Origin of the sequence: Paraburkholderia sp. PGU19 (assembly GCF_013426915.1) — a bacterium.
In the GTDB taxonomy this organism is placed as follows: Bacteria; Pseudomonadota; Gammaproteobacteria; order Burkholderiales; family Burkholderiaceae; genus Paraburkholderia.
Window position 1 is genome coordinate 2,277,182 of the sequence record NZ_AP023181.1, and the last position, 25,180, is coordinate 2,302,361.

Consider the following 25,180-nt stretch of genomic DNA (forward strand, 5'->3'; position numbering starts at 1 on the left):
TGCATTAGCGCAGATCTCGCACGGCGAGATGGTCCATGTCGCTGAACACCTGGTTCTCGCCGACCATGCCCCAGATGAACGTGTAGGCGCGCGTGCCGACGCCCGAATGAATTGACCAGCTAGGCGAAATCACGGCCTGCTCGTTGTGCACGAGAATATGCCGCGTCTCCTGCGGCTCGCCGAGCATGTGAAAGACGGCGGCATCGTCGGCGACGTTGAAGTAGAAATACACCTCCATGCGCCGCTCGTGCGTGTGGCACGGCATCGTGTTCCACAGGCTGCCCGGCTCGAGCTTGGTCATGCCCATCGACAGCTGGCAGGTGGGCAGCACTTCGGGAACGATGAACTTGTAGATCGTGCGGCGGTTGCTCGTCGCGGGATCGCCGAGCGTTTGGGGCGACGCTTCGGCGAGCGTGATGGTGCGCGTCGGATACGTGGCCTGCGCGGGCGCGCAGTTCAGATAGAACTTCGCGGGATGCGCGGGATCGTCGCTGCCGAACGTTAGCGACTGCGTGCCCTTGCCGACATAGATCGCTTCCTCGTTGCGCACGATAAAGCGCTTGCCATCCGCCTCGACCCAACCGTCGCCACCGATATTGATCGCGCCAAGCTCACGCCGCTCCAGCAGATAACTGACACCGATCGATTTACCGAGCGAACTGGGCACTTCGACGGCACGCGTCTGCGGAAACGCGCCGCCGACGATGATCCGGTCGATATGGCTATACGTGAGCGCAAGCGCATCCGGCTCGAACACTTTCTCGACCAGAAACTCTTTTCTGAGGCCGGTTGTATCGAGCGTTTTCGCATATTCGCTGTTGATGCTCTGCCTGACTTCCATGTCTCCTCCGCTGCTGGGCGGCACGCTGGGCAGCGCCTCCGGGTTGATTGTGCGCGCAGTCTAGCATGATCGGAACGTTGGTCCGAAATCAAGAAAACGTCAAATATCCATATTCCGGGAAAGTTATTGTTAAAGCAGGGTAAACGATTAATCTCAGCGCGGACAAAAACGGAACATCGTTCCTTTGTCGATGCTATAGTCCGCGGACAGGTGGATGTAGCCGGACCATACCGGACCTTTCCGCCGTTCCCATCACCGGCCTGGCGTCGTATGGAGGAGACATGAAACTGAAGAAGGCAATCGACCGTGTACCAGGCGGTCTCATGCTGATACCGCTGTTGCTGGGCGCATGCGTGCACTCGTTCGCGCCGGGCGCCGGCAAGTACTTTGGGTCGTTCACGAATGGCCTGATCACGGGCACCGTGCCGATTCTCGCTGTCTGGTTCTTCTGCATGGGCGCGACCATCGATCTGCGCGCCACGGGCACCGTGCTGCGCAAGTCGGGCACATTGCTCGTCACGAAGATGCTGGTCGCGTGGCTCGCGACGATTATTGCGTCGTCGCTGTTGTCTATCGACGGCATCAAGACAGGGTTGTTCGCCGGGCTGTCGGTGCTCGCCATCACGACCTCGATGGACATGACCAATGGCGGCCTCTATGCCGCCGTGATGCAGCAGTACGGCACGAAGGAAGAAGCGGGCGCGTTCGTGCTGATGTCGATCGAATCGGGGCCGCTCGTCAGCATGATCATTCTCGGCGCGACGGGCGTCGCGTTCTTCGAGCCGCGGCTGTTCGTCGGCGCGGTGCTGCCGTTTGTCATCGGCTTCACGCTCGGCAATCTGGATAGCGCGCTGCGCGAACTGTTCGGCCGCTGCGTGGTGCCGCTGATTCCGTTCTTCGGCTTTGCGCTCGGCAACGGTATCGACCTGAACGTGATCGTCAAGAGCGGTATTCCGGGTGTGCTGCTCGGGCTGGGCGTGATCGTCATCACGGGCATTCCGCTGATTCTCGCCGACCGCTATATCGCGGGTGGCAATGGGGCGGCCGGCCTCGCGGCATCGTCGACGGCGGGCGCGGCGGTGGCCAATCCATCGATCATCGGCGAGATGATTCCGCGCTTCAAGCCGGTGGTGCCGGCAGCGACGGCGATGGTTGCGACCGCGTGCCTCGTTACCGCGATCCTCGTGCCGATCCTGACTGCAATGTGGTCGAAACGTGCGCGGATGAAAGCGGGGCTGAGCGAGCGTATCGATGAAGACACCGGGCCGTTGCCGCAACCGCTGGGCGCGCACGAATAAAGTGCATCGATAACACACGCCCTGCAAGCAAAACGGCGCGAACCGGCAACTCAGTTGAGCCGGTTCGCGCCGTTGTCGTTTATGGCTGTCGAAAGGGAGGCGTTCAGTTCTTCATGCGTGACCCGCTGCGTGCGGCCGGCCGATCACCAGGTAATGCGCGAGCGCGATCACCGGGAACGCCGTCGCGACGCTTGCCACCAGCATCCAGCCGCCGTGATCGTAGAGCGGGCTGGCAAGCGCCGAACCGATTGCACCGCCGACGAAGATGCTCGTCATATACAGCGCGTTCAACCGGTTGCGGCTCGCGGCGTGCAGCGCGTAGATCTCGCGCTGTCCGAGCACCATGTTCATCTGCACCGCGAAGTCGAGCACGACGCCCGTCACGACGAGACCGGCAACGCCCCACGCCGGGTGAATCAGGCCAGGCGTATAGGCGAGCGCACCGACCACCAGTGCGATCAGCGTCGCGCGCACCGTGTGGCCCGCGTCCGCGAGCCGGCCCGCGATGGGCGCCGACGTCGCGCCGATTGCGCCGACCAGCGCGAACACGGCGATCGCCGTCTGCGACAGGCCGTAGTGACGTGTCAGTTCGACGGGCACTGCCGTCCAGAACAGGCTGAACGAGCCGAACATCAACGCCTGATACAGCGCGCGATGACGCAGCACAGGCATCGTACGCAGCAGGTGGCCGAGCGATGCGATCAGTTGCGGATACGTCGCCTGATGCGAGGGCTGGCGCGTCGGAATGGTCAGCGCGAGCACGGTCGTGACGATCGCCATCAGCACGGCAGCCGAGCCGAACACGACACGCCATCCGAAGTGACCCGCGACGACGCTCGAAATAGGCCGCGACAGCAGAATGCCGAGCAGCAGCCCGCCCATGATCGTGCCGACGACGCGTCCACGCGTTTCATCTGGCGCGAGATGCGCGGCGAGGGGAATCAATATCTGCACCGCGACGGAGCTAAAGCCAATTAGCAGCGAGACCGCAAGGAAAGCACCCGGTGCGTGCGTGAATGTCGCGGCGGCGAGGCTTGCTATCGACACCAGCGCTGTCGCGATCATCAGCTTGCGGTTTTCGAGCAGGTCGCCGAGCGGCACGAGAAAGAACAGGCCGAGCGCGTAGCCGATCTGCGTCAGTGAGACGATCAGGCTCGCCATGCCGCTCGACATGTGGATGGACGGCGCGATCAGTTCGGTGATCGGTTGCGCGTAGTACAGGTTGGCGACGATCGCGCCGCAACTGAATGCGAATAGCGCGATCAGGCTGCGCGTGAGCCCGGTCGCCGTGTCGCTGCGGGCGAGCGTCGTGGAACTGCTGGACATGCTGACTCCTTTTTCTTTAGCCAATGGTTGGCTATGACTTGAGTGCTTGCGGTGCGTGTTGTGGTTCAGTGTTGCCATGCAGCATAGCGAATTGCAGTGAATGCTGCGCATGGCGTGTATTCGGTGTGTGTGCAAGCTGGTTTGCTTGTGGTTTCGCTGGCATCCGCGTTGTGGTGTTTGCCGTTCACGCGTCGCCCCTGTGCGGGGCGGCACCTACTTTTCTTTGCCGCCGCAAAGAAAAGTAGGCAAAAGAAAGCGGCTCACACCGCCAATTCTTCTTCCTGCCTGAGTGCCCCCAACGGGTCTTACGCTTCACACGGCAATCACGTGACCCATGTTCGTTGCCAGCGCTCTTGCGGTACGCCTCACCCGCTTCACACACCCGCGTTGCGGCACACCGTGCCAGATGTTCCACGGCCGCCCAGGTGGCAAACTGTGTGTAGGCCGTAGTGCTGCACACGCCACACTCCGGACCGATAGCGCACGCGCCCCACCCTGTAAGAGCGCCAGGCTATACGACGCGACAACCTACACACAGTTTGCCACCTGGGCGGCACATACCATTCGCTGCCGCTAGCCCTTGTGCGAGTGCTTGAAGTGGGTGAGGCGCTCATTCGAAGCGTTGGCAACGCACGCGAACAAGCACGTTGCCGCGCGAAGCATAAGACCGGTTGGGGGCCCTCAGGCAGGAAGAAATGTTGGCGGTGTGAGCCGCTTTCTTTTGCCTACTTTTCTTTGCGGCGGCAAAGAAAAGTAGGTGCCGCCCCGCACAGGGGCGACGCGTGAAGCACGCTAACAAACCGCGGATGCCAGCGCAAAACACATGCAAACCACCCAGCTTGCGCCACGCAAAAGCGAATACACACCGCGGCTGCCACCAACAAAGATTAGCCGTTGTGCCGCACTGTTCGAATAGACGCCGAATGCAAACGTCCGTTGCGTGGAGCGCAATCGTCTTCGTGGGCATAATCGCCCGCATGGACAAACTGCTCGCGTTGAACACTCTGCTCGAAGTCGCCGATGCCGGCGGTTTCGCCAAGGCCGCCCAGCGCCTCGGCGTGGCGACGTCGTCGGTGACGCGGCTGATGGATGCGCTCGAAACTTCGCTCGGCACCGCCTTGCTCACGCGTACGCCGCGCAAGGTCAGCCTGACGGATGCAGGCACCGCCTATGTCGAACAGATATCGAAAGTGCTCGACGATCTCGCCGAGGCCGACGAGAGCATCCTCGACAGCGGCGCCGCGCCCGTCGGCGCACTGCGCATCACCGTGCCGTCCGCCTACAACCGCATGCAGCTCGCGCCGCATCTCGCCGCGTTTCTCGCCGAATATCCACGCGTCGCGCTCGATGTCGTAGTCGCCGATCACTACGCAGACCTCGCGCTCGATCGCATCGACGTCGCCGTGCGTATCGGCATGATGACGCGCGATCCGAATCTCGTCGTGAAGAAGCTTGCCGATAATCCCCGCTATATCGTTGCGAGCCACGACTATCTGCAACGCGCGGGCACGCCTCCGACGCCTGCCGCGCTCGCGGAACACGAATGTCTGCGTATCGCGTACGGCGGCAGTTACCGCGCGCGCCAGGTGTGGACGTTTAGCCAGGGCGCGGAGCATGAGCGTATCGACGTGCGCGGACGGCTCATTTCGAACAGCCTGGAGATGCTGCTCGAAGCGGTCCTCGCCGGACAAGGGCTGGCGTTGTTGCCGGACTGGCTCGTCAATCACGAGATCAATGCGGGACGTCTGATGCGCCTCTTCGCGGATTTCGACGTGACGCCGCAGAGCGGCGAGGCTGTCGTCTATGCCGCGTATCTGCCCAATCGCCGTCATTCGAGCAAGGTGAAAGCGTTGCTGCGTTTCCTGGAAACGCGCGTCGGTGGCGCGACGGAAAGCGCGGCTTGAGCGCTTTGTTGACTAGCGGTTTTTTCTTTTCTGCGCGCGTGCGCAATCCCGAATTCAACGCTTCGTGCATCAGCGTGATGCATTCCGCTGTTCAGGCGCAACGACACGCCTTTTGAAACCTATGTCTAGCCGTTGCGCGCCGCATGCGCGGCCGTCGCCGAAAGGCTCGGGCCTGAGCCTCGTTCGGCGGGTTGAGGCCGCAGAACGCGGCATCGCACGTTTCTGTCAGATCCCGGCCACGCCGCGCGTCTTCAACGCGTACGGTCCACGCGTCAACTGTTCCTTCAAAAACTCCACGCATACGCGAATCTTCGCCGACGATGACGCGCGCGCCGACGTCACGGCCCAGACATCGGCGGGTTGCTGGTGTTGCGGCAGCACGCGCACCAGCGCACCCGATTCGAGGTTCGATGCGACGTCCCAGATCGACGCCATGATCACGCCATAACCTTCGAGCGCCCAGCGTTGCACGATGTCGCTGTGATTCGACGCGATCGGACCCGTGACCTTCACCGACTTCTCGCCGTCCGGCCCCGTCAGGCGCCACACGCCGAAGCGCTGGTCGCGATCCCGAAACATCAGGCAATCGTGCTGCGCGAGATCCGCAAGCGTGCGGGGCGTCCCTGCGCGCTTCAGATAGGCAGGCGCGGCGCACAGGATGCGCGCGCTGTCGACGATCTTGTGCGCGATCAGATGCGGCTCCTGGATGTTGCCGACCCGCACGTCGATATCGAAGTTTTCGCCAACGAGATCGACGCGCCGGTCGAGCAGTTCGAGCCAGATTTCGAGCGCCGTATAGCGCTTTCTCAGCAGCGAAAGAATCGGCGATACGTGGTCGCGGCCCAGATGCAGGCTGGTGCTGATGCGGATCACGCCGCGCGGATCGCTCTTCAGCCCGGCGAAGGCGTCGGACATGCCTTGCACGTCGTCGAGGATTTTTTGCGCCCACTGGAACGCCGCTTCGCCGTCGCTCGTCACGCTGACGCGTCGGGTCGTGCGCAAGAACAGCTTCACGCCTAGACTTTTTTCCAGCAACGCGATGCGCTTGCTCACGTGCGAAGGCGAAATGCCCATTTCGGTCGACGCAGTGATGAAGCTCGCGCGGCGGGCAACGGTGCAGAACAACTGAAGATCGCGCAGGAAGCCGTCATTATTGGCTAATAGCGCATGATGATTTTCCATTCGGCTGCATTGTGTTGGTGATAGGCACGAGTAATCTAGTCTCAATTCACGAAGACGTCCAATCCTGGGCGATAAACACGACGAAATCATGAGACAAATGCAGCTTGCCGTCGCCGGCGCCGGGCTTATTGGCCGACGTCACATCGAACTGATCCAGCAGAGCCCGCGTTCCCGCCTGGCTGCGATCGTCGATCCGAGCCCCGCCGCGCGGGAAGTGGCGAAACAGGCCGACGTGCCGCTCTTTCGCACGCTCGGCGAACTGTTCGCCGCCAGCCGTCCCGATGGCGTGGTGCTGGCCACGCCGAACCAGTTGCATGTCGAGCAGGCGCTCGAATGCATCGGCGCCCGCATTCCCGCGCTGATCGAGAAGCCCGTCGCGCATACCCTCGATGAAGGCGAGCGCCTGCGCGCCTCGGCGGATGAGGCCGGCGTGCCGCTTCTGGTCGGCCATCATCGCGCGCACAGCCCGATTCTCGCGAAGGCGCGCGAGATCATCGGGGGAGGGCGGATCGGAAAGGTTGTCGGCGTGATGGGCAGCGCCGTATTCTTCAAACCCGACGACTACTTCGACGCCGCGCCGTGGCGGCGCGAGGCGGGCGGCGGCCCGATTCTCATCAACATGATTCACGAGATCGGCAATCTGCGTTCGCTGTGCGGTGAAATCGTCGCGGTGCAGGCGTTCGTGTCGAACGCGGCGCGCGGGTTTGCCGTCGAAGACACGGTGGCGATCAATCTGCGCTTCGAGAATGGCGCGCTCGGCACGTTTCTGTTGTCGGACACGGCGGCTTCGCCGCGCAGCTGGGAACAGACCTCGCAGGAAAACAAGAGCTATGCGTCGTATGACGACGAAGACTGCTACGTGATCGCGGGCGACATGGGTTCGTTGTCCGTGCCGACCATGCGCCTGAAGACCTACGCTACCAGGGAAGACCGCTCGTGGTGGAAGCCGTTCGAGGTGTCCACGGCGAGCATCGAGCGCACCGACCCGCTCGAGCGGCAACTGGATCACTTCTGCGACGTGATCGAAGGCAGCGCGCAGCCGCTCGTCACCGTGCGCGATGGCCTGCAAAACCTGCGCATCACGGAAGCCATCGCGGAATCGGCGCGCACGGGCGCAATCATCGATACTCGAGTCAGCGCGACGGTCTGACGCTCTGATCTCGAACCAACGGAGGAAATATGAAAAAAGTACTGATGCTGCATGGGATCAATCACAACATGTTCGGCAAGCGCGATCCGGTGCAGTACGGCACGGTGACGCTCGCGGAAATCGACGGTGCGCTGCAGGCGCTGGGGCGCGAGTTGAATGTCGAGGTCGAAAGCTATCAGACCAATCATGAAGGCGACATGTGCGAGCGCATTCATCAGGCATTCACTGACGGCGCGGACGCCGTGCTGATCAACGCGGGCGCATGGACGCACTACAGCTACGGGATTCGCGATGCGCTCGCGATTCTGACCGTCCCTGTCGTCGAAATTCATATGTCGAACATTCATGCGCGCGAGCCGTTTCGTCATCAATCGGTTTTCGCGGAGATCGTGAAGGGCCAGATCTGCGGGTTCGGCGTAGACAGCTATCTGCTCGGTTTGCGCGCGGCGGTCGCCGCCATTGCGTAGGTTTCCGGCTCGAATGTTCAAGGCTCCGTTGCTTGCTGTCAGGTACACGGCTTGCTCAAGTGGTTGGACGTCGCCGCGCAAGCAGCCCGGGACCATAACTCAAGCAATGGAGGTCGGAACATGCTTTATTACGCCTTGGTTTTCTTCGTCATTGCGCTGATCGCTGCTGTATTCGGCTTCGGCGGGATTGCAGCGGGAGCGGCCAGCATCGCGAAGATCCTGTTCTTCCTGTTCCTCGTCATCTTCATCGTCACGTTGCTCATGGGTGTCGTGAGACGCTGACGTTTCGGGCACAGGCGGACCGCTTCCGGTTCGCCTGTGCCCGATCTTCGTATGACCGACCCTGGCGCGGATGCAACGTCCGCGTGATGTGTCTTCGCTGCCTTGCGAAGATAAAAGTGTTTTGCCATCCAAACATCAATTGGTACTTCTTCCCGCAATGCCCCTTCTGTAAGGCCAATCCGTTCGATTGCGTGAATCAGCCCTTAAATACGCCCTTTTCTATCGTTTTGGAAATGGCATAAGCCTGGGCATAATGCGATAGACACACAGCGGTCGAAAGAGGGACGCATAAGCGTGTCTTTTTTACCGACGTCATTGCACGAAAGAACTGGTCCCTTCCTCGCTCGCGGCTGCGGCCACATTCCAATCCAGTCTCGTTACGCGCATCACGCGCGCGTGCTCCGTTTTATTTTGTCCGCGCGAATGCGCGTTGGCCACGATGTGGCCCGTTTTAGGAATCAACTGATGAAACCGGCAAAGAATACGTTCTGGTCGCGCTACGGTCGCTATGTAATGCTTGGCGTGACCGCGACAGCCTTCGCGGCGCTCGTGACGTTCCTGCATCTGCGTCACGATCAGCGTAACGTGCAAGGCTCGCCGGTACTGACGGGCGTCGCGAGCGAAATGCGCAAGGACACGTCGGCGTGGACACATCAGGAGCGCGATGCATCGGAGATGCTGCGCGACATTCGCGAACACAACGTCACGGCAGTCGGCGTGAGTCCGAATGCGATTCTCGTGTCGACGGTCGATGGCGCGAAGTACTACGTCACCGATCACAACGGCGCATTCTCGAATGCGCTGCTGCTGGGCGAAATGAAAGCGGACGCGCATTCGCCGTATCAAATGGTCTATCTGCCGGACGCCAATATTCACACGGGCGCCGCGCGCTGGGTGGACGCTTTCGACAAGACCCGTGACGCGATCAGTGTACTGTTGCCGCTGCTGTTGATCGGCGGACTGGTGTGGTTCATGCGCCGCGAAATGACGAGCGGCGCGCGGCTGCTGGAAAGAACGCCGGCGCTTTCATTCGAAGACGTGATCGGCGCAGGCGAAGCGAAGGCCGCGCTGTCCGACATTCAAGCCTATCTGACCAATCCGAAACAGTTCACGGGACTGGGCGTGCGTGCGCCGTGCGGCATCCTGATGACGGGCGGCCCGGGAGTCGGCAAGACGCGTCTCGCACAGGCGCTCGCGGGCGAGTGCGGCGCGAACTTCATTTCTATCACGGGCAGCTATTTCAGCGCGAAGTACTACGGCGTCGGCATTCAGAAGGTCAAGCATCTGTTCGAACTCGCGCGCAAGAACGCGCCGACCGTCATCTTCATCGACGAGGCAGATGGTCTCGCGAAGCGCACCGATACGGGCGGCGGTCCCGTCGAGGCCGAGAGCAATCGCGTCATCAACCAGTTGCTCGCGGAGATGGACGGCTTCGAATCGAACGAGGGTGTGATTATCGTCGCGGCCACGAATCACCCGGACAATCTCGACGAAGCGTTGCGCCGTCCTGGCCGCTTCGACCGCACGGTGCAGGTGCGTCTGCCCGATCTCGAAGATCGCGCGGACATTATCCGCTTCTATGCGGAGCGGCTGACATCGAAGGCCGAGGATATCGACTTCAACCAGCTCGCGCGTCTGACCACGGGCCTGTCGCCCGCAACGCTCGCAATGGTCGTCAATCAGGCCGGACTCGTCGCGCGCAAGGCGGGCGACAACAAAGTGGCCGCAAAGCATTTCGTCGAAGCGATCAAGATTGCACGTATCGGCGATGTGAATGGTGCGGAACGTGCACTCACTGAAGAAGAACGCACCCGTATCGCTGTTCATGAAGCCGGGCACGGACTGGTTGCGGCCCTGCTCGGTACGGGCATCCTCGAAGAAGTGACGATTTTGCCGCGCGGCGGCGCGTTGGGCGTCGCGCTGATCACGAAGACGCAGGACAAGCACCTGTATCGCGAAACCGAGATGCGCAACGAGATTCAGGTTTTGCTGGGCGGACGCAATGCCGAATTGCTGATGTTCTCGGAAGCGTCGAGCGGTGCCGCGTCGGACTTGCAGGAAGCCTCGCGCATCAGTCTCGACATGGTGTCGAAGTTCGGCTTCAACGCGGACGGCAATCTGTTCAGCCTGGCCGCGCTGCCTGCGCAATACGCGGGCTTGCAGATGAAGGGCGCCATCGAGCACGCGAACATCCTGCTCAAGGATCTGAGCGACGCATGCTATGCGCTGCTGCGCGACAACGAGCCTGTGCTGCGCGCCATTGCGGACCAGTTGCTCGAATCGGAGACGGTGCCGGGTGAAACGGTTTATCGGCTGATCGACGCGCACAAAACGAGTCGCGACGGCTTGCATCTTGCGGAGCAGCCGGAAGCAGCGTAAATCGGTTCACAGCGCGGTTCACAACGCGATTCACGCCTGTTTCTCCGCACCACACGACGCAGGCGAAAAAAGCAGGAACTTCCGCAAAGCACGATTTGTCCACGAACCTCGCGGCCTTGAATGGCGCAATCACCACGCGAGGAGGACAGTCGAATGGATAAAGGACGCGTTGCCGCGCTCGACGCAGGTCGGGCGCTCGCGATCGTCGGGGTAGTTGCAGTACACCTGTCGTTTCAGTTTCCCAATCTTCCGCATGCCGTCACGCTGATGGCGCGCATGGGTCAATACGGCGTGCAGCTGTTCTTCGTGATCAGCGCGATCACGATCTTCATGACGCTCGAAATCGACCACGAGCGTTGCACGGATGCGCGTCACGTCACATTGCGTTTCTATATCAAACGCTTCTTCCGTATCGCTCCACTGTATTACGCGGCGATCGCCGTCTATGGGCTGATCAGCTATGCCGCAACGCGTTCGGGCTACGAGCGCGCGTGGATTCTGGGCGCGCATGGTCCCGTCGATGTTCTGCTCAATGTGCTATTTCTGCATGCGCTGTCGCCGACGGCGATCAACAACGTCGTGCCGGGTGGATGGTCGATAGGCGTCGAAATGCTGTTCTACATGATCGCGCCGCTGCTGTTCTTTGCGGCGATGAATCGCGTGCGGCTCATGCTGTCGACGGCGGTACTGCTCGCGGTGTCGATTGCCACGCTTTATGTTGGCGATTGTCGTGGAGCGTTGGACTGTCAGGTCAGCAATAACTCGTTCAGCTATTTCTGGCCACCCGTTCAGGGGCCGTGCTTTATCGTCGGCATGTGGGCGTGGTACGGATTCCGTTCGCATCTGCTAGGTACATCGAATATCTCGATGCGCGCGAAGTGGTTGTGCTTCGCGCTGGCCGTCACGTTCGCGATTGCGACGGCGGCGCTCGGCGTATGGCTAGCGAAGTCGCATGCTTTTGCGCCGATATTGGCAGCGTGCGCGGCCGCTGCGTTTCTGCTGTTCGTTTGCTCGCAAAGCGATGTGGTGCGTCGTTGGGCGCAGTCGCGCGTTGCGCTATCGATCCGGCAGTTCGCAGCCGCATTGGGGCGTGAAAGTTACGGTATCTATCTGTGGCATTTCATCTGCGTGTACGCGACGTTTCATTTTTTCGCCGAAACATTCAGGGAGTCCGATAAGGATATGTCGGTCGCGTTGTATGTCGTGACTGTGATGATCGCGCTGACGGCAGCGTATGGATTGTCGCGATTTTCCGACCGGCTGATCCAGGGACGCGCAACGCGTCTGTCGCGCAAGCTGTTGAAGCATGTCGATGGGTGCTTTCATGCTTCGAGATGAGCGTGATGCGTCGCACGAAGGCGCCAATATGGCTGGTTACTGCTATTCAGCCATGGAGATATCGGTAGTCGTTCAGGCGCATTTCCTGGGGTGTAATTTCATAGACGCGCCGAAACGCACGCGTAAAGTCGGATGCGCTTTTAAAGCCGACTGAATAGCCAATGTCTTTGATGGGAACCTTAGGAAATCGAATGAGATCGTCTGCGGCTGCGCGCAAGCGAAGATGGCGGATGTAAGCACCAAGACCGCCTTCATGTTCGAACAGCCGATAAATTGTGCTGCGCGGAAGCCTCAACGATTCGATTACGCTCTCGGGTGAGAGTCCGCACTCTTGCAGGTTGGCGCGAACATGGCGGCGTGCGCATTCGAACATTAGTGCACGGCCAACGGCTCGCTTGCTGCCACTCAAACCAGCTTCTTCCCCGAATGCGGCCGCGATCAATTGAACGAGGTCGGCGACTGCGCGACGAGCGTCCTCGAACAGCATGTTCTGGAAGTTCTCGACAAGCGTCCTGGCCCGCTGGACGATAAGCAGAGTGCCAGGCTTGTTCGGGTCGAGTGTGCGGCCGTGTATCGCTCCCGGGTCAGAGAATACGTGCGCCAGCTGGTTGCGGGGTACGACGAGCGTGATGTACCGGCACGCCTGACGTAGCAGGCGTATGGGTTGATCGAGGTCCGTGGCAAATACGCTGTTCCCACACACGGTGTATTCACGCTTCGTGGCATGCGTCATTGCCAGATGAGTTTCATCATCCAGAAAAATGGTAAAGCCGATGCCGCGCGCGGTATCGCGCGAAATGCGGGTGATAGTGCGCTCGATGACGACAGAATCCGTATAAGTGTCGCTCATGCGGAATTCGCCGATATCGTAACGGTCGTTGATGCAGATAAAGGGCTGTCGGACCTGCTCAGGCGACGGCACTAGCTCGATGATATGGCCAAGCTGTTCCCAATAAGCGAGAAGTTGCTGCTGCGGTGGCAGTCCGGCAACATCGAATCGGTTGTAAGCGATACCATTCGCGAGCATAAGCAATGGTCCTGTGGCAAGGTAGGGCGAAACGCATGCAGTCCCGTAACGAGAGACTGGCGGTGGCGATCTCGCGGTTGATTGCCGGGTGAACGAGGCGGTGGTTACCCGGTTCCTCGCCCATCCAGTCAACCCTTTCAATTGCGCAAGATTACCTCAATATCGACCATTTGCATTTGCATCAATTAGCAAATCGCGTCTGGTGGCCTCGTGGTCGCACAGAACCATCTCGGCACGATGCTGCAGGCTGGTGAAGGAATCCAATGGCGGATTGGTCCGTTCGGGGGCGGCCGCATCAGGCATGAGTCGGGCCAAAAGGCGGTGGTGCAGTGATGGCCAGAGTCTCTCTTAGCTTTCACATCGTCATTTTTGTCAGTTCGGCACTCACTTATAACCACCTCCGACCAGCGTAATTCCGACAATGACAAGATTGGCTTCCCCCAAAGCCGCGTTCCCAATTCATGCTCGCTCCCGGAATGGAACACTACGCGCTATAACTAATCGTGCGCCATGAATGGCTCCAGTAAGTGTTCGGAGTAGTGTCCACAAGGTAAGGGGACTTCAGGTCAACAACGCGAGGCTCGACTGAACGACGCCAAAGAGAACGACTGAGCTTCCAGCCACACAGCGTGCCAAATGTGAAGGGCCAACTTCTTGGGAGGGACGCCAGATGAAACACTCTGCTGTCATAGCGTGCTGCGTACTTTGTTGCTCATGCATGCAAGCGATCGGACAAGAGCGGCGGAACTGCACCGGACCGCAGCCAGGAACATGGGCGCTCCAGTCAAACACGACCGAAGACCTGGCTACCGGAGAGAAGGCCGAGTTGTTCGGCGCACATCCAAGCGGATATATCAGCTATGGTCCCGACTGCCGGATGTCTGCCATCCTGATCAAGGAGGGACGAAAGCCGCCTAACAGCTTCATACCAACCGACGCCGAGCGCGTCGATCTCTACAATGGGTTAGTCGCATATGCGGGAACCTATACCATTGAGGGCGACAAGGTTAGTCACCATATTGATGCTTCGTGGAACCAGTCATGGACGGGCACGACTCAAGTGCGTCAGTTTCGAATTGAAGGCAAGACCTTGTATATAAAGACGTTGCCCGCCAAGAACCCACTTACCGGCAAGGTAAGCTCTTCGGTGCTGATTTTGGTTAAGGTCGAGTAGACAGGGAACGGCTAACTTCACGAGTATCGACTGTCATCGTCTGTTGATTGTGGACCGAGTCAATGACGATGAGGGGGCCAGCCTTGGGCACCCGAATTTCTCGATAGTGCCGCATTTGCGGCAACCTTGTCCGGACCGCGATCGGAATCCTTTGTCATGCAGTTGCCTGGAGACGATAACGGTCGCTGGGGCGTCACTTGCTACCGACAATCGGTGCGCCGGACCGGTAGCGCAGCAAGTGATCCGTGCCAGACTCGGACAGCCAGACTTCTCCCGGCCGGCCCATCATCTGGCGTACGTTCGCGTGTTGGCGCGGAAGCGCGAACATCTCGAATCGTTCCGTTCTTGGGTCGAAGCGCACTAGCGCGTTAGCGCTCCATTCGCTGAGCCAGACGATGTCCTTGTCGTCGACGAATATCGCATACACATGAGGATCGGAGCCCGGCAGTTTCCATTCGCGCCACCGATGCGTCGCCGGGTCGAATACTCCCACCTTTCCTGCGTTCCACTCGCTGATCCAGACGCGCCCTTTTGAATCAGACCATACCCGGCGCGCTCCCTGTTCCGGTGTCGGCGGCTCGATGATTTGCGCCGTGCCGCTGACGGGATCGATGCGGCCGAGGTAGCTGCCAGCCAGTGAAGCGAAGTACAAGCTGCCGTCAGGGGTGACACAGATTCCATAGGCACCCGGCCCGCGCGGCGCATTGAACACGCGCATGCTGCCGCTTACCGGGTCAAGCTCACCATAGATTCCAGCTTGTCCGGTAAACCACAGGTGGCCGCGTTTGTCGAAAACGGCCGTGTTCAGGTTGGCGTTCGGTCGGTCTTTGGGCAACGGGAAGCGCGCGACAGCGAGTGTTTTCGAATCGACGCGTACGATCGCGTTCAGCCCGCCATCGGTGATCCATGCTGCTCCATCCGGACCGACGATCACGCCATGCGGCGCCGATCCGTTGCCGAGCGGGACCCGCTCCGTCTTGCCGCTGCGCGGGTCCAACCTTCCGACTGCGCCTTGCGCCTGCGCGGTGTACCAGACGGCGCCGCCAGGCTCTGGCGCGACATCGTGCGGTGCGCTGCCCGAGGGGACGGCAAACGAGTCGAACGAAGGGGACTGAGCCTGTACTGAACCTGTTGCTAACATCGCGCCAGCAAGAACCGACGCGAAATATCGGAAGAACCGGGACGCGAAGATTTCCTTCACCGTCGCCGAAGCCGCTGCATTTGCGATGGGAATCACGTCCGCCTCCGTAACCAGAATTGGCTTGCACACGGGTGCAGCTTATTGTGGCACTAACCGGAAGAATTCTCGGGTTGGGCGCAGGCAAGGCGTGTGGCAAGCATTTGGCTGCGATCACCAGGTGGGTCGGTGGGCGCAATGACGCAACACGAATACTCGTAGGTTGACTTCACTGTCCGAATGCCCGCATTCGCCTTCAGAAGATGCAGAGGCCCTTCGTTGCCGGGCTGACGCTCGGGGCAACGAAGGGCCGGGGCCTAAGCTATTCGTGCAACCACGTGTCGATCTTGACCACGACGTAGTCCGCTATAAGCTTTTGCAGGTGAGTCGTCGGATGATACGCGTCGGCGAACATGTAGATGTCGTCAGCATGGGGGAGACATATGTCGAGCGCGAGCAGAAGAGCGCGCTGGTGTCATCGGCTTGAAATGCCGGGGGCAGGTTTGCCGGCGCGCATGCTACGTTGGTACCGCTGCTGCCGTCGAAGTGAAAACCAAGTTGGCGATAGTTCTTTGATACGTCATCTATGAACGTGAACGCGTCGATTCGCAGCACCGCCGGTGATGAAGGGAGCGCGTCATCCAGCGCGGTGTTGAATACCTCCGCCAGACGCCGAAGCACTTTTGAGGAGCCCGGCAGTTGCTGATCGAGCAGGTTCGCGATCGGTGCCTTGCTGATGTCCGGTACGTTTTGCACCACGATATGTGTGGCGCCGTGTTGCTGAACATTGTGAATCAATCCCGCAAATTGTTGTGCTGCCTGTCTCAGCGAAGGTAGCACCGCCTGCAAAGAGGCGCGCGGATCGCCGCCGTTCGCAACCGTTCCCGCCCATACGCCGTAGGCATCCTGAATGTCATTGGCCCCGCCTTGCATCAGTACGAGTTGCTGGCCGGTGAAGCGTGTATGCGACTCGAGATAGGTGGCCACCTGTAAGGTCAGTGGAGTCTGTAGCTCGCCGGTGTCACCCGTTGCGTCGCCGGGGTTCGGCGCCCCGGCGACTCGGGCACCCCCTTGGGCGTAGCCAAATCCTTCCGGATGAACGATGCTCGGTTGCCCGAAGCCGCCCGTCAACGCGGGCGTGAGGACCGACCCATAATGTTCAGCGATAAGCTGTACGGAGATAGCGCCCGGGTTAGTGGTGTAGGTGCCACCGCCAAATTGTCGGGCGTACGCATAGGTGCCAACGTCTGAAAGACTGTCCCCGAACGAGACGACCTGCATGAGGCGTCGCTGCGGATCGGCAGAGTCGGCCGAAGCGTTCGATGAATGGGACAACCCAATAGCACTGCATGTCAATACAAGGAACGCGAAACGACGGACTGTCTGCATGGGACGCTCCGGAGTAGTGTGGTGTGTCGAAGCATAACCTCGTTGCGCGGGAAGCACTACTCCAAGCTTGATCGTTGCGTGGGGGAACAGTTGACAGCAAACGTTTGGCGCGACAGTGCATATTCGAACGGTTCGTAACCGGCACGGACGCAGCTACGAATCCTACAAATCATTTACGGTAGGGTTGCACCTGGTCAGGTACGCATCTCCCAGATTTCTTTTCTCGCTACCCAGACGAAGCCGCAGTCGTCACCCACGATCTCATACTTACGTTGCGTCGCTCCCCAACAGAATCGAGACCACGACCGTGGTGCAACGTACATGCCGAAAATTCGGCCGCTACATTTACACGTGGTTGGACACGCCAACAGTTCATAAGCATTGCGAACATATACGGACAGTCATTAGCGATGGAAAGTCAGCCGGGTTTTGCTGCGTTACAGATGGAGCCTTTCTAAATCGTCAGGTACATAACGGTATTGCTGGTTTGCACTGTGACGATCGTTGCACAAATTTAACTTGCCAACCTTCACATGCCCCGCCTACAATCCGCCGCGTCGCCTTAAAGGAGTCCTCCGTGGACACGTGCTCTAGTAGTGGAAGTCCGATGCCGGTATGCGCCGGCAGCATAACCGCGAGATAGCCGCCGCAGGAAACGCCTACGCCGCTAACTCGCTGAGTCGGGTTAGCGCGCATCATCGATGACGGCTATTTGTTGCCGTCTTTCAGTTGCACGCTCCCTTTGTTTGTTCGCCTCGCAGTAACACTGCGGGACGCTTCACGTCGCCTGACTTCTTCAGGCCGGACGGGAGTCGCATCATGTTTTTCAAATCTTTCGGTATTCCTTTCGTCGCATCCTTCAGGGACGCAGATCGCACGCGGGCGGTCGTCATTCATGTCTGTCGCGTGCCCTCGCGGCTCGGTGGAAGCTGGGCAAATCAGGCGGCCGGCGTCGCCGCACGCGCACACCTGATGTTTGCGCAGACGCACGGCGCCGCATCGAGCGTCACGGCGAACAACCTGGCTGGCAACGCGCCGAGGCATGTTGGTGCGTTGCGTGCGCTACGGCATTTCGCGGTCCGACGACTGCGCCAGGCCGCCGTCGCATCGGCGCGGGCAGTGTTCACCGGTCGTCCGCTCACGCCGACCGGTTACGCGATTCTCGCCCTGATGGTCATGGCCGTGGCATTGGTCGCGATGCTTTCTACATCATCGACGGGCGGCGAACTCGAGAGTGCGTTGCGGCTCAGCTGGTGGTTCTGCTGAATTTCCTGGCTTCACATCGGCGCCACATCGCGCGTGTCCCATTACTAAGAAGCCCTTGCCCTTGAACGGGCAGGGCACAACCTGTCTCCGCCCGTCATGAAGAAGAAACTGAAAACGACATTGCTTTCGTCCGCGATGCCCGTCGGTCTGAGCGTGCTGGTCTCGTTCGGCATGGTGTCGATCGCCAACGCACAGACGGCACCAGAGGGTACGCCTCCGGCAGAACCTGCTTCGAACGCCAAAGCGAATAACAACGCTGTTCCCGACCAGGCAAACGCTGCACCGACAGGATTCTGGGAGCGCTCGACTCTCTTTGGTGACATGGGCGGACTGCGTCCGTGGCTCGGCCAGTACGGCGTGTCACTCGCCTTGCAGGAGACGAGCGAATACCTCGGCAATCTCACGGGCGGCACGCGGCGCGGCGGCGCTTACGATGGCCTGACGCAACTGGCCGTCGGCGTAGACCTGGAAAAGGCGATTGGACTGACGGGCGGCAGCTTCAACGTGTCGGCGTTGCAGATCCACGGCACGAGCCTCACGCAACGCAACCTGCAGACGTTGCAACCCGCGAGCGGCATCGAAGCCGATGCGACCACGCGTCTGTGGGAACTCTGGTATCAGCAGACGCTGTTCGGCGGCAAGGCGGACGTGAAGATCGGGCAACAAAGTCTCGATCAGGAATTCATGGTCAGCCAGAACGCCGTGCCGTTCATCAATGCGACCTTCGGCTGGCCCGCGCTGCCTTCGGTGGATATGCCTGCGGGCGGACCCGCGTATCCGCTGGCGTCGCTCGGCGCGCGAGTGCGTGTGAAGCCGTCGGACGCATGGACGGTACTCGCAGGCGTGTTCGACGGTAATCCTGCTGGCAGCAACACAGGCGATCCGCAACAGCAGAACGCGCATGGCACCAACTTCAATCTGCACAATGGCGCGCTCTTCATTGGCGAAGTGCAGTACGCATTGAATCCGCCGCCTGCGAATCCTGCGGATCAAACCGCTTCGTCGGGCTTGCCAGGCACCTACAAGCTCGGCTTCTGGTACAACACGCAGCATTTCGCGGATCAGCGTTTCGACAACACGGGCCGCTCGCTCGCTGATCCGGCGAGCACCGGCATCCCGCAAAGCCACACAGGCAACTACAGCCTGTATGCGGTGGCGGATCAGATGGTGTGGCGTCCGTCGGCTGAGAGTCCACGCTCGGTCAATGTGTTTGCTCGCGTGATGGGCGCGCCAGGCGACCGCAATCTGATCGATCTCGGCGTGAATGCCGGTGTGACGCTCAAGGCGCCGTTCAACGGGCGCGATAACGACATCGCCGGGCTCGCGGTCGGCTACGCGAAGATCGGCTCGCACGCACAAGACCTTGCCAGCGATAAGGCCGCGCTGACCACGCCAGGCTATCCGTCGCGCAGCGCCGAGACGGTGATCGAAGCGACGTATCAATGTCAGCTCACGCCCTGGTGGATCCTTCAGGCGGACGCGCAGTACTTTTTCCGTCCTTCGGGTGGGATTCCTCAACCGGACAACGCCAGCTCGCGCATCGGCAATGAGTTTGTCGTCGGCGTTCGCACGAACATCACGTTCTGAACATTCGGGACTGTAGTAAGAGCATGCTGAGCGACGTAAATGAAAGCTGTTTGTTCAGTCATGCCAATCGTTAAGTCATAAACATCCGGCATCATGGAAGAGGGGGTTCGTGTGGCGACCTTTCTTTTACCTATAACCCATCCAGTCGGGAGACACCGATGGAATTCAAATTCAGCCTGAACCGCACGGCGAACGCATCCGCGTGGCGCCTGCTACCAAACGGATGGGACTTCGTTGCCTTTCCGTTGATCATCTGTCTGCTTGCAATGGCTGCAATCGGCTTTCATCAGACACTTGCGCCGATGTCGGCATTGAAAGAAGAAGCGATCTCGCTGAACCCGGCGATGCTGCCGGAATACGCGATGCGCACCACGTTGCGCATGCTCGCCGCGATGGTCGCTTCGCTCGTGTTTACGCTGACGTATGGCACGTTAGCCGCCAAGAGCCGTCGCGCCGAGAAAGTACTGGTTCCGATTCTGGACATCCTGCAATCGGTGCCCGTGCTGGGCTACATATCGTTTACAGTGACATTCTTTCTCTCGCTGTTTCCGGGCCGCGTGCTGGGCGCGGAACTGGCCGCCGTCTTTGCAATCTGGACGAGCCAGGCCTGGAACATGACGTTCAGCTTCTATCAATCGTTGCGCACGGTGCCGCGCGATCTCGACGAAGTATCGAAGGGCTTTCATCTGACCGGCTGGCAACGCTTCTGGAAACTCGAAGTGCCGTTCTCGATGCCCGGCCTCATCTGGAACATGATGATGTCGATGTCGGGCGGCTGGTTCTTCGTGGTCGCCTCGGAAGCCATTACGGTCGGCAACAACACGATCACGTTGCCGGGCATTGGCGCGTATCTCGCGCAGGCCATCTCGGAGAAGGACCTGCATGCCGTCGGCTGGGTCATCCTGACGATGACGGTCGTGATCCTCGCTTACGATCAGCTTCTGTTCAGGCCGCTCGTCGCGTGGGCCGACAAGTTTCGCATGGAGACGACGAGTTCGGGCAATGCGCCGGAGTCGTGGCTGCTCGACATGCTGCGCCGTACGCATCTGATTCACCGCTCGCTGATGCCGCTAGGCGCCTTGTTCGCGGGCGTGGCGCGCATGCCCGTGCGCATGCCGATGCACAACACCAACCGTTTTGGTGGCGCGCGAAACCGCACGTGGAAGCGCGTGGGCGACATCGTCTGGGGTGCCGTGGTGGTCGTGCTGACTGCTTATGTCGTGTACCGCGTGGTCGCCTATGTGCGGACGGGCGTCACGCTCGACGAAGTGGGCCACGTACTGTTGTTGGGTCTCATCACGCTGCTGCGCGTGGTGGTGTTGATTGCGATTTCATCGGTGATCTGGGTGCCGTTGGGCGTGCTGATCGGGCTGCGCCCCGCGCTGGCCGAAAAAATCCAGCCGCTTGCGCAGTTTCTGGCTGCGTTTCCGGCCAATCTGTTGTTCCCGGTATTCGTCATCGTGATCGTGAAGTTTCAACTGAATCCGGATATCTGGCTGTCGCCGCTGATCGTGCTCGGCACACAGTGGTACATCCTGTTCAACGTCATTGCGGGGGCGACGTCCTATCCGAACGATTACAAAGAGGCTGCAACCAACTTTCGCATTCGCGGCTGGCAGTGGTGGCGCCAGGCGATGTTGCCCGGCATTTTCCCGTACTACATCACGGGCGCGATCACCGCATCCGGTGGCGCGTGGAATGCGAGCATCGTTTCCGAATTCGTGCAGTGGGGCGACACGAAAGTGGCCGCACATGGGCTTGGCGCCTATATCGCGCAAACCACGGCAGCCGGCGATTTCCCGAAGATCATCCTAGGCATCGCGGTGATGTCCCTGTTCGTTACGCTATTCAACCGTATTCTGTGGCGTCCGCTGTACGCGTATGCCGAGTCCCGACTGCGACTTGACTGAGAGTGAAAACAATGGAAAACCTCAATGCCATGAAGGCCGATGTGCTCGAATACGCGCCGCGCCTCGGTGAAGAAGTGATGCGGGTCGCGAATGTCACGCGCGGCTTCGATAAGGGGCAGGGCGAACTGCTCGTGCTCGACGGTGTGAACCTGTCGCTGCGCGAGGGCGAGATCGTTGGCCTGCTTGGCCGTTCGGGCTCGGGCAAGTCGACGCTGTTGCGCATCATTGCCGGGTTGATCGAGCCGACCAGCGGCGAAGTCGCTTATATGGGCAAGCCGCTCAAGGGACCCGCCGAAGGTGTCTCAATGGTGTTCCAGACCTTCGCGCTGTTCCCGTGGCTGACGGTGCTGCAGAACGTGGAAGCTGGGCTGGAAGCGCTTGGCGTCGGCGCGCGTGCGCGCCGCGAACGCGCGCTCGCCGCGATCGATCTGATCGGTCTGGACGGTTTCGAGAACGCGTATCCGCGCGAACTGTCGGGCGGCATGCGCCAGCGCGTCGGCTTTGCGCGCGCGCTGGTCGTCGATCCGACGCTGCTGCTGATGGACGAGCCGTTCTCCGCGCTCGACGTGCTGACGGCGGAAACGCTGCGTACCGACCTGCTCGATCTGTGGACGCAAGGGCGCATGCCCATCAAGTCGGTGCTGATCGTCACGCACAACATCGAGGAAGCCGTGTTCATGTGCGACCGGATTCTCGTGCTGTCATCGAATCCGGGGCGCGTGATCGCCGAGATCAGGGTGCCGTTCAAGCATCCGCGCAACCGTCTGGACCCGGCGTTCCGCAAGCTCGTGGACGACATCTACGCGAAGATGACTGCACGTCAGACAGATGAGAAAACGAAGAAGGGGCTGGAACTGCATAGCTGGCTGCCGCACGTGTCGACCAACCTGATGGCGGGTCTGCTCGAAATGCTGACGGCGGCGCCGTACAACGGCCGCGCGGACATGCCGGAGATCGCGCGTTCACTGCATCTGGAAATCGACGACCTGTTCCCGATCGCCGAAGTGTTGCAGCACCTGGACTTCGCCGATGTGCGCGAAGGCGATGTGTTCCTCACGCCGGCAGGCCGCGCGTTTGCCGACCTGGGCACGCAGGAGCGCAAAGCCTTGTTTGCGAAACATCTGCTGCGGCAGGTGCCATTGGCAGCGCGCATCAAGGAAGTGCTCGACGAACGCCGTGGACACCGTGCGCCGCGCGTGCGTTTCGAGCAGGAACTGGAAGACTTCGTCACCGACGATGCCGCACAAGAAGCGCTCGATGCCGTGATCGACTGGGGCCGCTACGCGGAGATCTTCTCTTACAACGACAAGACGGAAGTCTTCAGTCTTGCCGATGTCGAAGCCTGACCTCAAAGATTGACCTGGCCGCCCATCTCGACGACGCGATTGGGCGGCAGGCTGAGGTACTCGGCAGCCTGGGCGGCATTGCGGGCGAGGAATGCGAACAGCCTCTCGCGCCATAACGACATACCGCGTGACTGGCCCGTTGCGACGATCGTATCGCGGCCGAGAAAGAAAGACACTTCAGACGGCTCGAAGTGCCACTCCGGAATATGCCGCTCGACAAGTTTCAGAACAGCCGGCACGTTCGGGATTTCCATGAAGCCGTGCCGAACAAGGACCGTATAGCAGCCGTTGCCCAGATCATTGACGGCGACTTTCTCTTCGTCGGAAACGTGAGGCGTGTTGTCGGTTGAGCCCGCCATGAAGATGTTCACGCGATGCATCACGCCGTTGTGCTTCAGGTTGTGGAGGAAGGCCGAGGGCGTCGCGTCCGCAACGCCGCCAGGGAACACCGCCGTGCCTTGTGTGCGCAGCACCCTGTGCTCGCCTGCCGTCAGAGATTTGACGAGCGGTGCCAGCGGAAGGCTGTCGCTCCTGATCTGCTGTACGAGCAGTTCGCGGCCCTTGTGCCAGGTCGTCATGACCGTGAATAGCGCACCACCTGCCAGCAACGGGAACCATCCGCCGTCCATGACCTTGCTTGCGTTGCTCGACACGAACAGCAGATCGACGAGCGCCATCGGCACGATCACGGCGATTGTCGCGAGCGGCCTCCACTTCCACAGGCTATGCGTGACGAAGTACATCAGCAACGTGGTCAACAGCATCGTCGATGCGACCGCGATGCCGTAGGCGGCTGCAAGGTTATCGGAAGACTTGAAGAACAGCACGAGAAACACCACGGCGATATACAGCGTGAGGTTGATGAAGGGCACGTACACCTGGCCGATTTCCCGACTCGACGTGTGTACGACGGGGATGCGCGGCAGCAGTCCCAGTTGCACGGCCTGCTTGGTCATCGAAAACGCGCCGGAAATCACCGCTTGAGACGCGATCACGGTAGCTACTGCCGCAAGCACGACGAGCGGAATCAATGCCCAGGAGGGCGCCGATTCGAAAAACGGCTGCGCGACCACAGACGGTTTGCTGAGCACCAGGGCGGCCTGACCAAAGTAGTTGAGCACGAGGCCGGGAAAGACCAGCAAAAGCCACGACAGCCGCACGGGTGTCTTGCCGAAATGACCCATGTCGGCATAGAGCGCTTCGCCACCCGTCAAGGCAAGAAATACCGAGCCCAACACAATGAAAGCCGTAGCCGGCGCACGCGTGAGAAAAATGAAAGCGTAGTACGGCGACGCGGCGCGCATGATCTCGGGATGGTCCGTGATATTGACGATGCCGAGCACCGCGAGCGTGACGAACCATACCAGCATGACCGGCCCGAATACTTTGCCGACCGCGCCCGTACCGCGCTTTTGCAGCTTGAACAGACCGGTGAGAATGACGAGCGCGATCGGGACGATCCATTCGGTCAGATGCGCATCGACGAGCGTCACGCCTTCAACGGCCGATATAACCGAAATGGCGGGCGTGATCATCGAGTCGCCGTAGAACATCGCGGCACCGAAGACGCCGAGCGTCAGCAGTACCTTGCGCAGCCGCACTGGCGCGACCTCGGAAGCCAATGCGGTGAGCGCGAGTATGCCGCCTTCGCCGTCGTTGTCGGCGCGCATCACGAAGCAGACGTATTTGAACGTCACGACGATGATGATGGCCCAAAGAATCAGCGAGACGATGCCATAAACGTTCGTCTGACTGACGCCGCCTGCGGCTTTCAGACATTCTCTGAGCGTATAGAGCGGACTCGTGCCGATGTCGCCGAAGACGACGCCGATTGCGCCCAGCGCGAGCTCAGACGTTCCGTGAGCGGTCGGAGAAGCGGCTCGAAGGGTAGACGTGGACATGTTTGAAAGTTTTGTTGTGCGGGTTTGCTTTCGATGCGGCCTGATGCTGCTTGAGGTCGCACACATCGAACCCGGCCCTGGCTTGCGAACGCTTCTCAGAAGGGCTTCTCAAGAGAAGCGTTCATCACCTGTTCATGGCCTGTGAGCTTGCTTATGTAATGTGACGTTGGTACGGGTTACCTGAGTTGCCAGATTCCCCATATCGCGATGGCGAGACCAATGGAAATGCCGCCAAA

19 protein-coding genes are annotated in these 25,180 nt (G+C 60.3%); 12 read left to right on the top strand and 7 right to left on the bottom strand.

What is annotated here, in order from left to right; genetic code table 11:
* Positions 1-4: 4 nt before the first annotated feature.
* Entirely contained in the window at positions 5-841 is an 837-nt protein-coding gene (kduI, locus tag H1204_RS39965; protein ID WP_180734145.1) for a 5-dehydro-4-deoxy-D-glucuronate isomerase, read from the bottom strand.
* A 281-nt stretch (positions 842-1,122) separates the two neighbouring features.
* On the opposite strand from kduI, the gene kdgT reads away from it, so the two are divergent.
* The gene (gene kdgT, locus H1204_RS39970; protein ID WP_180734146.1) at positions 1,123-2,139 is read left to right on the top strand and encodes a 2-keto-3-deoxygluconate transporter; all 1,017 of its coding nucleotides are present in this window, start codon (positions 1,123-1,125) and stop codon (positions 2,137-2,139) included.
* A 111-nt stretch (positions 2,140-2,250) separates the two neighbouring features.
* Here the strand turns inward: kdgT and H1204_RS39975 are convergent, their stop codons facing one another.
* Positions 2,251-3,465 carry an MFS transporter gene (locus tag H1204_RS39975; RefSeq protein ID WP_180734147.1) on the bottom strand — a complete coding sequence of 405 codons (1,215 nt, stop codon included), beginning with the start codon at positions 3,463-3,465 and terminating at the stop codon, positions 2,251-2,253.
* A 977-nt stretch (positions 3,466-4,442) separates the two neighbouring features.
* On the opposite strand from H1204_RS39975, the gene H1204_RS39980 reads away from it, so the two are divergent.
* Complete coding sequence (locus H1204_RS39980; protein ID WP_180735202.1) at positions 4,443-5,369, top strand: LysR family transcriptional regulator; 927 nt, start codon at positions 4,443-4,445, stop codon at positions 5,367-5,369.
* A gap of 225 nt (positions 5,370-5,594) precedes the next feature.
* Here H1204_RS39980 and H1204_RS39985 read toward each other — a convergent pair whose 3' ends face one another.
* On the bottom strand, positions 5,595-6,551 hold the full coding sequence (locus H1204_RS39985; protein WP_180734148.1) for a LysR family transcriptional regulator: 957 nt from the start codon (positions 6,549-6,551) through the stop codon (positions 5,595-5,597).
* Between the two features lie 88 nt (positions 6,552-6,639).
* Between H1204_RS39985 and H1204_RS39990 the strand changes: the two genes are divergently transcribed.
* The 5 genes from H1204_RS39990 to H1204_RS40010 all read left to right on the top strand — a co-directional run bounded on the left by H1204_RS39990 (position 6,640) and on the right by H1204_RS40010 (position 12,167).
* On the top strand, positions 6,640-7,701 hold the full coding sequence (locus H1204_RS39990) for a Gfo/Idh/MocA family oxidoreductase (protein ID WP_180734149.1): 1,062 nt from the start codon (positions 6,640-6,642) through the stop codon (positions 7,699-7,701).
* A 29-nt stretch (positions 7,702-7,730) separates the two neighbouring features.
* The gene (aroQ, locus tag H1204_RS39995) at positions 7,731-8,168 is read left to right on the top strand and encodes a type II 3-dehydroquinate dehydratase (protein ID WP_180734150.1); all 438 of its coding nucleotides are present in this window, start codon (positions 7,731-7,733) and stop codon (positions 8,166-8,168) included.
* 120 nt (positions 8,169-8,288) lie between these two features.
* Complete coding sequence (locus H1204_RS40000; RefSeq protein WP_180734151.1) at positions 8,289-8,450, top strand: DUF1328 domain-containing protein; 162 nt, start codon at positions 8,289-8,291, stop codon at positions 8,448-8,450.
* Between the two features lie 465 nt (positions 8,451-8,915).
* Positions 8,916-10,829: an AAA family ATPase gene (locus tag H1204_RS40005; protein ID WP_180734152.1), complete on the top strand. Its 1,914-nt coding sequence runs from the start codon at positions 8,916-8,918 to the stop codon at positions 10,827-10,829.
* 153 nt (positions 10,830-10,982) lie between these two features.
* Complete coding sequence (locus tag H1204_RS40010) at positions 10,983-12,167, top strand: acyltransferase (protein WP_180734153.1); 1,185 nt, start codon at positions 10,983-10,985, stop codon at positions 12,165-12,167.
* Positions 12,168-12,213: 46 nt separating this feature from the next.
* Here H1204_RS40010 and H1204_RS40015 read toward each other — a convergent pair whose 3' ends face one another.
* Complete coding sequence (locus H1204_RS40015; protein ID WP_180734154.1) at positions 12,214-13,194, bottom strand: helix-turn-helix domain-containing protein; 981 nt, start codon at positions 13,192-13,194, stop codon at positions 12,214-12,216.
* A 718-nt stretch (positions 13,195-13,912) separates the two neighbouring features.
* Here H1204_RS40015 and H1204_RS40020 point away from each other — a divergent pair.
* Positions 13,913-14,368: a lipocalin-like domain-containing protein gene (locus H1204_RS40020; protein WP_180734155.1), complete on the top strand. Its 456-nt coding sequence runs from the start codon at positions 13,913-13,915 to the stop codon at positions 14,366-14,368.
* A gap of 193 nt (positions 14,369-14,561) precedes the next feature.
* On the opposite strand, the gene H1204_RS40025 is transcribed toward H1204_RS40020, so the two are convergent.
* Together H1204_RS40025 and H1204_RS40030 are read right to left on the bottom strand one after the other, a co-directional pair.
* Complete coding sequence (locus H1204_RS40025; RefSeq protein ID WP_243468972.1) at positions 14,562-15,509, bottom strand: lyase; 948 nt, start codon at positions 15,507-15,509, stop codon at positions 14,562-14,564.
* A gap of 402 nt (positions 15,510-15,911) precedes the next feature.
* Entirely contained in the window at positions 15,912-16,934 is a 1,023-nt protein-coding gene (locus H1204_RS40030) for an SGNH/GDSL hydrolase family protein (RefSeq protein ID WP_243468882.1), read from the bottom strand.
* Between the two features lie 819 nt (positions 16,935-17,753).
* Here H1204_RS40030 and H1204_RS40035 point away from each other — a divergent pair.
* The 4 genes from H1204_RS40035 to H1204_RS40050 all read left to right on the top strand — a co-directional run bounded on the left by H1204_RS40035 (position 17,754) and on the right by H1204_RS40050 (position 23,043).
* Entirely contained in the window at positions 17,754-18,200 is a 447-nt protein-coding gene (locus H1204_RS40035; protein WP_180734156.1) for a hypothetical protein, read from the top strand.
* Between the two features lie 96 nt (positions 18,201-18,296).
* A complete protein-coding gene (locus H1204_RS40040) occupies positions 18,297-19,787 on the top strand; it encodes a carbohydrate porin (RefSeq protein ID WP_180734157.1) in 1,491 nt (496 codons plus the stop codon).
* A 158-nt stretch (positions 19,788-19,945) separates the two neighbouring features.
* Positions 19,946-21,697: an ABC transporter permease subunit gene (locus tag H1204_RS40045; protein ID WP_180734158.1), complete on the top strand. Its 1,752-nt coding sequence runs from the start codon at positions 19,946-19,948 to the stop codon at positions 21,695-21,697.
* An 11-nt stretch (positions 21,698-21,708) separates the two neighbouring features.
* On the top strand, positions 21,709-23,043 hold the full coding sequence (locus H1204_RS40050) for a nitrate/sulfonate/bicarbonate ABC transporter ATP-binding protein (protein WP_180734159.1): 1,335 nt from the start codon (positions 21,709-21,711) through the stop codon (positions 23,041-23,043).
* A 2-nt stretch (positions 23,044-23,045) separates the two neighbouring features.
* Here the strand turns inward: H1204_RS40050 and H1204_RS40055 are convergent, their stop codons facing one another.
* The gene (locus tag H1204_RS40055) at positions 23,046-24,944 is read right to left on the bottom strand and encodes a potassium transporter Kup (RefSeq protein WP_180734160.1); all 1,899 of its coding nucleotides are present in this window, start codon (positions 24,942-24,944) and stop codon (positions 23,046-23,048) included.
* Between the last annotated feature and the right edge of the window lie 236 nt (positions 24,945-25,180).